This window comes from Salinicola sp., assembly GCF_982684285.1.
Window position 1 is genome coordinate 46,413 of sequence record NZ_CEXLVS010000001.1, and the last position, 9,192, is coordinate 55,604.

Here is a 9,192-nt window from a genome sequence, read left to right on the forward strand (position 1 = left end):
CACGTGATCGTGAATGGCGGCCACTTCGTGGCCTGCGGGCAGATCGCGGCCATGGATGCGCTGGCTGGCGAGGTGTACGCAGTTGTGCATGTAGACGACATCGGGCGTCTCGACATCGCCGTGGCTGACCAGCATCGCCGGCCGATGTCGCCGGCACCAGGCCTGCACGCGGCGGTTGAACCAGAATCGCCGGAACGGCCCCTTGAATGGCCAGCGCTTGAGCCGGACCAGCTCGGCACCGGCGGCTTCCGCCAGCTCGCGCCGGCCACGCTCGGCCAGGATCGTCACCCGGGAGCCCAGGGTTTTCAGCGCCGCGGCCTGTTCGAAGGCGTTGCGGCTGGCGCCGGTGCTCTTCTCCACCTGGCGAATGGCGATCGCGGCCAGCGGCGCTTGCGGATCTTCGGTCACGGCAGCTTCCTCGAGTTCAATGGACGCCCGACGGGTCGACGAATCCTCGGCGGCACGAGACGCCGACATGCGACAGCAGGTCTGCCCGGTTACAATGCGTCCCGCGGCTCGTCGCCGTCCGGCATATCGCCGCGTTTTCGGCGGCGCGTCAATCCCGCTTCGGCCCTACGTCAAGGATCGGCCATGTCGCTATCGACCTACCATCATCGGGACGCGCATATCTTATACGATCCGACGCGCCTCGCTCAGCCCGACCTGCCGATTCTGCCCCCATTCGGTGAAGCCTGGCTCGACCCGGATGCCTGGGCCGAACGCGGCCTGGTGGTCGGCTCGGCGCCGGGACGCGGCGCCAGCCAGTTCCTGGCCGTCGATGGGGCCGACTGGGTGCTGCGGCCCTATCGCCGGGGCGGCATGGCGGCCAAGGTCAGCCAAGCCGACTATCTCTGGACGGGCCTCGAGCGTACCCGCGGCTTCCGTGAAATGCGCCTGACACGCGCCCTGTTCGAACAGGGGCTGCCGGTACCGGCGCCGGTGGCGACCATCGTGGTGAGACACGCCCTGCGCTACCGCGCGGCGCTGATCACAGAGCGCCTGCCCGGTAGCCGGGCACTGGCGGAGCGCCTGCAAGATGCCTCGCCGGCACTGCTCGCCGACGTCGGCGCCACCATTCGCCGGTTTCACGACGCCGGGCTCGACCATGTCGACCTCAACGCGCGCAACCTGCTGGTTTCAGACGACGATAAGGTTTGGCTGATAGATTTCGACCGCTGCCGGCTACGCCCGCAAGGCGCCTGGCGTCAGCGCAATCTGTCACGACTCGAGCGCTCCCTCGTGCGTTTCTCGCCCGCCAGCGCGGAATCACTCTTCACCGCCATCGCCGAGGGTTATCGAAACGCTCCGGCGGATCACGACAAGGCCTGACCCTCCATGCAAGATACGCTGAGACGCCGTTGGCGCGGCACCCTCCTTTTCGCCCTGGCGCAACTGCCGCTGGTGTGGCTGATCGCACTGCGTTACTCGCCCTACCTCGCCATGCCGCACGACCCCATGGGGGTCGCCTATCTGATCCTGACCTGGATCGGCCACTTCGGCATGCTGGTCCTGCTCGGCTGGCTCCCGCTGGCCGCGCTGGCGCTGGTGCTCAAGGCACGCTGGCTGTGGCTGCCGGCGACCCTGCTCGGTGCTCTGGGGCTCAGCGCGCTGCTGCTGGACACGGTCGTCTATGCCCAGTATCGCTTCCACGTGAACGCCTTCATGGTGTCGCTGTTCCTCAACGACAAGAACGGCGAGATCTTCAGCTTCACCGCCACCACCTGGCTGGTGGTCGTCGGCTGCGTCGTCGCGGCGCTGGCACTCGAAGGCTGGCTCGCCCGTCGCCTGATCGTGGGCAACCGTGGCCGCCGCGTGCCGGTGGGACTCTGCTGCGGCGTGATACTGGTGACGCTGCTCGGCAGCCACGCCCTGCATGTCGTCGCCGATGCCCGCTACCATCGCAGCGTGACCCAGCAGGTCGGCATCTATCCGCTGCTGTTCCCGGCCACCGCCAAGGATTTCATGGAGCAGCACGGCTGGCTCGATCCCCGAGCCGCCCGCGCCGAGCGGGCCGATATCGATGCCAAGCAGGCACAGAATCTCGACTGGCCCAAGAATCCGCTGAGCTGCCAGCCCAGCGACAAGCCCAACGTCATGGTCGTCATGATCGACTCCTGGCGCGCCGACGAGTATGGCCCGCGGAACACGCCCAACCTCTATGCGGCGCTGAACGACAGCGGCCGCCGCTATCTCGATCACTACAGCGGCGGCAACGCCACCCGCAACGGCGCCATGAGCCTGTTCTACGGCCTCAGCGGCAACTATTACGCCTATCTGGACGACACCCAGACGCCGCCGCTTCTGATCACGCAGTTGCAGAAGCAGGGCTACGCGCTGGGCATCTTCTCCTCGGCCAGCCTCGACGGCGTCGGCTTCGACCGCACGATCTTCAGCTCGGTCGACCCGCTGCGGCTGAGCACGCCTGGGGACTCTCCCTCCGGTCGCGACCTGCGCATGACCGAGGACTGGCTGGCCTGGCTCGACCGGCAGGAGCAGCAGGACGACACCCCCTGGTTCGGCATGCTGTTCTACGATGCCCCCCACGGCTATGACGTCCCGCAAGGCGCCGCCCAGCCCTACCAGCCTTCGGTGCAGGGCATGGATTATCTGGATCTGGGCCCGGACACCGATCCGGTGCCCTACGCCAACCGCCACCGCAATGCCGTGCACTACGACGACGAGCTGCTGGGCCGGGTGATCGACGATCTCAAGGCCAAGGGCGAGTGGGAAGACACCATGCTGGTGGTCACCGCCGATCACGGCCAGTCGCTCAACGATTTCGGCAAGAACTACTGGGGCCACAACAGCAATTTCGCCTCGCCGCAGACCCACGTGCCGATGATCGTCAACGGCCCGGGGGTCGAACCCGGACGCGTCGAGGGCATGACCAGCCATCTCGATGTCGCACCGATGCTGATGCGCCACGCCCTGGGCTGCACCAACCCGCTCACCGATTACGCGCAGGGCCAGGATCTGCTGGCGCCGGACATCGACCACCCCTGGGTCCAGGCCAGCAGCTACATCGATTACGGCATCATCGAGCCGGACCGCATCACCGTGGTCGACGGCACCGGCCAGTGGAACATCGTCGACCGGCAGCTCGATCCCATCGACGACGCCGAGTTCTCGCCGGCGGTGTTCGAAGCCATGCAGTGGTTCCGTCAGTTCTACCGCTGACGAACCCCGCGCTACAATGCCTCAGGCGCCGACCGGTAGCGGCGCGTCGCACCGCTCGCGATGCCCCGCCACCGGCCGCCGAATGACGCTCCACTCCCCGACGACCCAGGACTGCCCATGGCCGCCATTACCGGCGTGGTGATCACGCTCGACGAAGCCGACAACATCGAAGCCTGCCTGGCCTCGCTCGCGCGCGTCTGCGACGAGCTGATCGTGGTCGACTCCGGCTCCCGCGACGACACCGTCGTCCGGGCCGAGGCATTCGGCGCCCGCGTGATCCATCAGCCTTACCTGGGCGATGGCCCCCAGAAGCGGGTCGGACCGCAGGCCGCCGGTTATCGCTGGGTGCTGTCGCTGGACGCGGACGAGCGGCTCACCGACGAGGCGGTGGCGGCGATTCTGGCCCTCGATCTGGACGACGCCGGCCACGACGCCTACGCCCTGCGCCGACGCAACTTCATCGGCAGTCGCTGGATCCGCCACTGTGGCTGGTATCCGGACTACTGCATCCGGCTTTTCGATCGCGACCGCACCGGCTTCTCCGACAGCCGCCAGCACGCTTCGGTGCCGGCGACGAATCCGCAGCGCCTGGACGCCGACCTGGAACACTATTCGTTCGCCAACCTGGCAGAACTGTTCGGCAAGGCCAGCGGCCGCTTCTCCAATCGCGCGGCCAAGATCATGTACCTCAAGGGCAAGCGAGCCAACGGCTGGTCGCCAGCGCTGCACGGCGCCAATGCCTTCGTGCGCAAGTACCTGTTCCAGCGTGGATTCGCCGGCGGCCTCGACGGCGTCTCGGTGGCGCTTTCGGCGGCGGTCAACGCCTACCTGAAATACGCCAAGCTGCTCGAACTGCAGCGCGATGCCAAGGTGCGCGACGCCGAAGACTTCGACCGGATCTGGTGAATCGATGGAACGTCACCCGCTGCTCATCCGTCACGTCAACCTGGCCCGCGGCTTTCGCGGTGGCGAGCGCCAGACGCTGCTGCTGATCGAAGCGCTGGCCTGCATCAATGACGAGCGGATCGCGATAACGCAGAGCCTCGTCTGCCGCCGCGACTCGCCGATGCGCGCGGTGCTGGCCGACCGGGCGCTCGGCACCGATATCGAGCTGATCGACGCCGATCATGCCCTCGCCGGGCATGGCCGACACCCGAGGCCAACCCTGGTCCATGCCCACGAGGCCAAGGCGGTGCACTGGGCATGGGTCGAACGGCGCCTGCGCGGTACGCCCTACCTCCTGACGCGGCGAGTCCCCCAGCCGGTGAAGGACAAGCGCTTCAACCGCTGGACCTACCGCGCCGCGGCGAGCGCCGTGGCGATCTCGTCGGTGATCGAGAGCCACCTGCGCGAGCGCGACTGGTGTCCGGTCACCCGCATTCCCAGCGTGCTGTCCGGCCAGCCGAGCGATCCCGAGCGTGTCGCGGCATTGCGCGAACGCTTCGCCGGGCAGCGCGTGATTGGCCATATCGGCGCGCTGGTGGATCGCCACAAGGGGCAACGGGTACTGCTGGCGGCGGCGCGGCGGCTGCGCGAGACGCATCCGGACGTTCGCTTCCTGCTGCTGGGCGAAGGCGACGACGGCGCGGCGCTGAAAGCCGAGAGCGCCGATCTGGACAACGTCATCTGGGAGGGCTTCCAGCCCAATGTCGGCGACTATCTCGAGGTCATGACCCTGTTCGCGTTTCCCTCCCGCAACGAGGGGCTGGGCTCCACCCTGCTCGATGCCATGGATCACGGCGTGGCGATCGTGGCCAGCGATGTCGACGGCATTCCCGATCTGATCGAGAACGACGTCAGCGGCCTGCTGGTGCCCGCCGGCGATGCCGATGCGCTGACCGCGGCGCTGATCGCGCTGCTGGAAGATCCCGCCCGGCGGCAACGACTGGCAGCCGCCGCCAGCCAGCGGCTCGCCGCCTTCACCCCCGCGGCCATGGCCGCGGCCTACCTGACGCTCTATCGCCGGATCAGCGGCCGCTAGCGTGCCCACGGCGCAATACTTGCGCGGCGGGATCGTGGCATCATGACGCCCGAGTGGCCGCACCCGAGCGGCATCGAGATCGTCAGTGAAGCGGAGCATAACCATGAGCAAAATTCGGGTCGGCGTCATCTGCGGCGGCAAATCGGCGGAGCACGAGGTCTCGTTGCAGTCGGCCAGGAACATCGTCGACGCGCTGGATCGCGAGCGTTTCGAGGTCACGGTCATCGGGATCGACAAGCAGGGTCAGTGGCATGTCAACGATGCCGCCGACTTCCTGCTGAACGCCGACGATCCGCGGCGGATCGCCCTCAACCCCTCCGCCGGCGACATCGCGCTGGTGCCAGGCCGCGAACGCCAGCAGCTGATCGCCGCCGAGTCGTCCCAGGGCGCCTTGGGGCAACTCGACGTGGTTTTCCCCATCGTCCACGGCACCCTCGGCGAAGACGGCTCTCTGCAAGGCCTGCTGCGCATGGCCAACCTCCCCTTCGTCGGCTCCGGCGTGCTCGGCTCGGCCGCCGGCATGGACAAGGACGTCGCCAAGCGCCTGCTGCGCGATGCCGGCATCCCCGTGGCGCCCTTCGTCACCTTGAACCGCCGCACCGCCGCCGAGGCCGATTTCGACGCCCTCAGCGCGACGCTTGGCTCTCCGCTGTTCGTCAAGCCCGCCAACCAGGGCTCGTCGGTGGGCGTCAGCCGGGTCGAGACCGCGCTCGAATTCCAGCAAGCGTTGGCGCTGGCGCTGGCCTTCGACCACAAGGTGCTGGTCGAATCCGCCGTGGCCGGTCGCGAGATCGAGTGCGCGGTGCTGGGCAATGACGATCCGGAGGCGAGCGTCTGCGGCGAGATCGTGGTCGAGAACGGCTTCTACTCCTACGACACCAAGTACATCGACGACGACGCGGCCACCGTTGCCGTGCCCGCCGACATCGATGCCGGCGCGAGTGAAGCGATTCGCGACATCGCGGTTCGCACCTTCCAGGTGCTGGAGTGCGCCGGTCTGGCGCGGGTCGATGTCTTCCTCACGCCCGAGGGAAACATCGTCGTCAACGAAATCAACACGCTGCCGGGTTTCACTCGCATCAGCATGTACCCCAAGCTGTGGCAGGCCAGCGGCCTGAACTACTCGGCCCTGGTGACGCGCCTGATCGAGCTGGCCATGGCGAGGCACGCCGGCGACATGGCGCTGAAGAACGCCCGCTGAGACCGGCGGGAACTCGTCGATAACCTGCTTGTCTCGGATTCGTCATGATAGAGTCATGACGACTCTCCATGCGGTGCCCGGAATCGGCATCGATAGAACACGACGTTCACGGATCGAAGCGCGTCATGACCATCTCTCGCGACACTCGACGTTGGTGTGCACTCACCTACATCGGCCTCTGTATCGGTTACGCCATCATGGTGGTCTGGGTTCTGCCATGGTGGACCCCCGTCGCCGTCACGCTCGCCTGGCTCGCCATCGGCCATCGCTTCCATTGGGGCCACGTCTCCCAGCGCGCCACCCAGCGCAAGGCGTGGCCATGGTCGGCCCTGCCGCTGATCCTGTGGTGGGTCTATATCTATCTCGACGACAGTTTCGGCCAGCTCGACCTGGGCGCCGTGATCTTCCATCTCCAGGCCGGCATCGAGGAGAACGGCAGCACCGATCGCCAGATCGCCGGGGTCCTCTACACCGTGGCCGCCATCGCCATGCTGGTCGCCGTGACCTGGCTGGTACGGGCCGATCATCGCTGGCGCCTGTGGGAACGGGTGTTGAGCCTGTTCCTGCTGGCGTTCAACCCGCTGCTGTTCGGGTTGTCGCTGCGCGGCGCCTCGGTGATCGACGACGACGAGAGCTGGCTCAACGATCGCTACCAGCCACCGGAGATCCTCGCCGAAGCGCCCCAGCCACCCAATCTGATCTACCTCTACATGGAGAGCACCGAGCGCACCTACGGCGATACCCAGCGCTTCGGCAACGCCTACGAGGACTTGGATCGGCTGGGCCAGGAGGGCGTGGTATTCCATGGCGTCAAGCAGCTCGACAATACGGGCTGGACGATGGCCGGCATGGTCGCCAGCCAGTGCGGGGTGCCGTTGATGCCCGCCGGGTTGATGCACGACAACCAGTTCGAGCCGCTGTCGGACGTGCTGCCGGGGGTCGACTGCCTGGGCGACCTGCTGCACGCGCGGGGCTACGATCTCACCTACATGGGCGGTGCCAGCACCAAGTTCGCCGGCAAGGCGAAATTCTATCTCGGCCACGGCTTCGATACCGCCCTGGGCCGCGATGAGCTGGAAGACAAGGCCCCGTCCGGTTATCTCAACGACTGGGGGCTCTACGACGATACGCTGCTCGACCTCGCGGAGAAGCGTATCCGACGGCTGCACGACAGCCAGAAGCCCTACGCCTTCTTCGGACTCACCCTGGCGGGCCACCCGCCGTTCGGCCATCCGTCGCAATCCTGTATCGACAACCAGGGCACCTTCGACGGCACCGATATCCTCTACTCGGTCAAATGCACCGGCTGGCTGGTCAGGAATTTCATCGAAAGGCTCCGAGCCGAGGGATTGCTGGACAACACCCTGGTCGTGGTCGCCAGCGACCACCTCTCGATGAAGAACTCGGCGTGGGAGGACCTGATCGCGGAAGAACGCGAGAACACCCTGATCATGCTGGGCAACGGCCTGCGTCCCCGCGTCATCGAGCGCCCGGCGAGCATGGTCGACGTCCTGCCGACGCTGCTGGAGGCCATGGGCTACACCATTCCGGACCATCGGGCCGGGCTGGGCGTCTCGCTGTTCTCCTCGTCACCCACCCTGATCGAGCGCTACTCGCTGGAAGAGATGAACCAGCGCATGCGCAGCGAGAACCGCCTGCAGGAGCGGCTCTGGAACGGCGTCAACTGAGACGCCGGCAACGTCCGGATCGCCACCGACGGCGCGTGCGTAGGCTGGCCCCGGCGACACTAACGTGGCTGGGGCCACTCGATCGGCCCCAGCTCGTCGCCGGGATCCAGCATCCCCGGTTCGGTTTCCGGCGTGCACGAGGCCAGCGCCTCGGCCACGCGGGTCAGGGCTTCCTCTCCGCGGCAGTCGCCGACCACGCGCTGCCACCACTGCCGGTGTACGGCGCGGACGACGACGGGTATCGAGGCCAGCCCCAGGCGCTGCGCCATCGCCAGCCGATGAAGGCCCCGGTTGACCTTGAGCAACCGGCCCTCGCGGGTGACCGCGACCCCCAGATCGTCCTTTCCCAGCCCGACGTCGAACCCCCGGGCCGCCATGTCGTCGAGGAAGCCGAGATAGGTGCGCAGGTAGGCGAGTATCTTCTCTTCCGTGTCGAGCAGGATGCCCTGCTGGTAGGAAGACCAGGGGTGCCCCGACTCGAGCCGGGAACGGTACTGGCGAAAGCGTTCGGTCTGGGTCAGGTCGTCCCTGTGCTCGTCGATATCGCTGACGAAGCGATAGCGCGAACCCCGGCGCAGGTCGCCACGACTCAAATCCCAGTCGCCATCCCAGAGGAAGGCCGAGGAGGATGGGCGTTTTCCCCCGATTCCCTTGGCGTTGAGATCGCGGATCAACTGGCGCGGATCGACGTGGACCACCAGCGCCTCTCCCAGCCTCGCCTCGATCGAGCGCCGTGGCAGGCCGCGGCGCTCGACCCACCGGCCACCCGCTCTACCCTGGGCCCAGCGCCGGTAGAGCGCTTCTTCCAGGGGCGTACCGAGGCCACGTTGAAACCCGTCGCGCAACGCCGCCTGCCAGCGTGCCCGACGAACGCCCCACTTCATGCGGGGGTCGAGCAGTTCACTGAACGCGCCGCCCTCGGCGGGCAGAGGCGGAACAGCTGACGATGGGGGCCGGGAAGCGCACGACATGGGCAATCTACACGGTCGAAGGGAAGAGAGCGGTGTTATCAAACACTGTTCGCGATCGATTCAGCCTAGCATAGCATATTAATAAGCGTGCTACTAAATTTCTCGCTTATTCGTTCCGCTCGCCCGTCACGTCGCCCGTCACGTCGCCCGTCACGTCGCCCGTCACGTCGCCCG

At 66.9% G+C, this 9,192-nt stretch carries 8 protein-coding genes; 6 read left to right on the top strand and 2 right to left on the bottom strand.

Features of this window, described 5'->3' with window-relative positions; genetic code table 11:
• Nucleotides 1-408 (bottom strand): glycosyltransferase (locus AC3AYF_RS00240; RefSeq protein WP_487779265.1); only part of this gene is annotated, 408 nt, incomplete at its 3' end.
• A gap of 183 nt (nt 409-591) precedes the next feature.
• On the opposite strand from AC3AYF_RS00240, the gene AC3AYF_RS00245 reads away from it, so the two are divergent.
• The 6 genes from AC3AYF_RS00245 to AC3AYF_RS00270 all read left to right on the top strand — a co-directional run bounded on the left by AC3AYF_RS00245 (nt 592) and on the right by AC3AYF_RS00270 (nt 8,047).
• Nucleotides 592-1,329, top strand: coding sequence for a 3-deoxy-D-manno-octulosonic acid kinase (locus AC3AYF_RS00245; RefSeq protein ID WP_295035480.1), 738 nt, complete (start codon nt 592-594; stop codon nt 1,327-1,329).
• A gap of 6 nt (nt 1,330-1,335) precedes the next feature.
• On the top strand, nt 1,336-3,177 hold the full coding sequence (locus AC3AYF_RS00250; RefSeq protein ID WP_295035482.1) for a DUF3413 domain-containing protein: 1,842 nt from the start codon (nt 1,336-1,338) through the stop codon (nt 3,175-3,177).
• 117 nt (nt 3,178-3,294) lie between these two features.
• The gene (locus AC3AYF_RS00255; protein ID WP_295035483.1) at nt 3,295-4,083 is read left to right on the top strand and encodes a glycosyltransferase family 2 protein; all 789 of its coding nucleotides are present in this window, start codon (nt 3,295-3,297) and stop codon (nt 4,081-4,083) included.
• Between the two features lie 4 nt (nt 4,084-4,087).
• Nucleotides 4,088-5,158, top strand: a complete 1,071-nt coding sequence (locus AC3AYF_RS00260; protein ID WP_487779266.1) for a glycosyltransferase — start codon at nt 4,088-4,090, stop codon at nt 5,156-5,158.
• Between the two features lie 103 nt (nt 5,159-5,261).
• Nucleotides 5,262-6,359, top strand: a complete 1,098-nt coding sequence (ddlA, locus tag AC3AYF_RS00265; protein WP_487779267.1) for a D-alanine--D-alanine ligase — start codon at nt 5,262-5,264, stop codon at nt 6,357-6,359.
• A 125-nt stretch (nt 6,360-6,484) separates the two neighbouring features.
• A complete protein-coding gene (locus AC3AYF_RS00270; protein WP_487779268.1) occupies nt 6,485-8,047 on the top strand; it encodes a sulfatase-like hydrolase/transferase in 1,563 nt (520 codons plus the stop codon).
• Nucleotides 8,048-8,106: 59 nt separating this feature from the next.
• On the opposite strand, the gene AC3AYF_RS00275 is transcribed toward AC3AYF_RS00270, so the two are convergent.
• Nucleotides 8,107-8,931, bottom strand: a complete 825-nt coding sequence (locus tag AC3AYF_RS00275) for a hypothetical protein (RefSeq protein WP_487779269.1) — start codon at nt 8,929-8,931, stop codon at nt 8,107-8,109.
• Nucleotides 8,932-9,192 lie beyond the last annotated feature (261 nt).

Coding starts and splice junctions, on each gene's coding strand:
- AC3AYF_RS00245 (WP_295035480.1), top strand. CDS start 592: ATGTCGCTATCGACCTACCATCATCGGGACGCGCATATCTTATACGAT.
- AC3AYF_RS00250 (WP_295035482.1), top strand. CDS start 1,336: ATGCAAGATACGCTGAGACGCCGTTGGCGCGGCACCCTCCTTTTCGCC.
- AC3AYF_RS00255 (WP_295035483.1), top strand. CDS start 3,295: ATGGCCGCCATTACCGGCGTGGTGATCACGCTCGACGAAGCCGACAAC.
- AC3AYF_RS00260 (WP_487779266.1), top strand. CDS start 4,088: ATGGAACGTCACCCGCTGCTCATCCGTCACGTCAACCTGGCCCGCGGC.
- ddlA (WP_487779267.1), top strand. CDS start 5,262: ATGAGCAAAATTCGGGTCGGCGTCATCTGCGGCGGCAAATCGGCGGAG.
- AC3AYF_RS00270 (WP_487779268.1), top strand. CDS start 6,485: ATGACCATCTCTCGCGACACTCGACGTTGGTGTGCACTCACCTACATC.
- AC3AYF_RS00275 (WP_487779269.1), bottom strand. CDS start 8,931: ATGAAGTGGGGCGTTCGTCGGGCACGCTGGCAGGCGGCGTTGCGCGAC.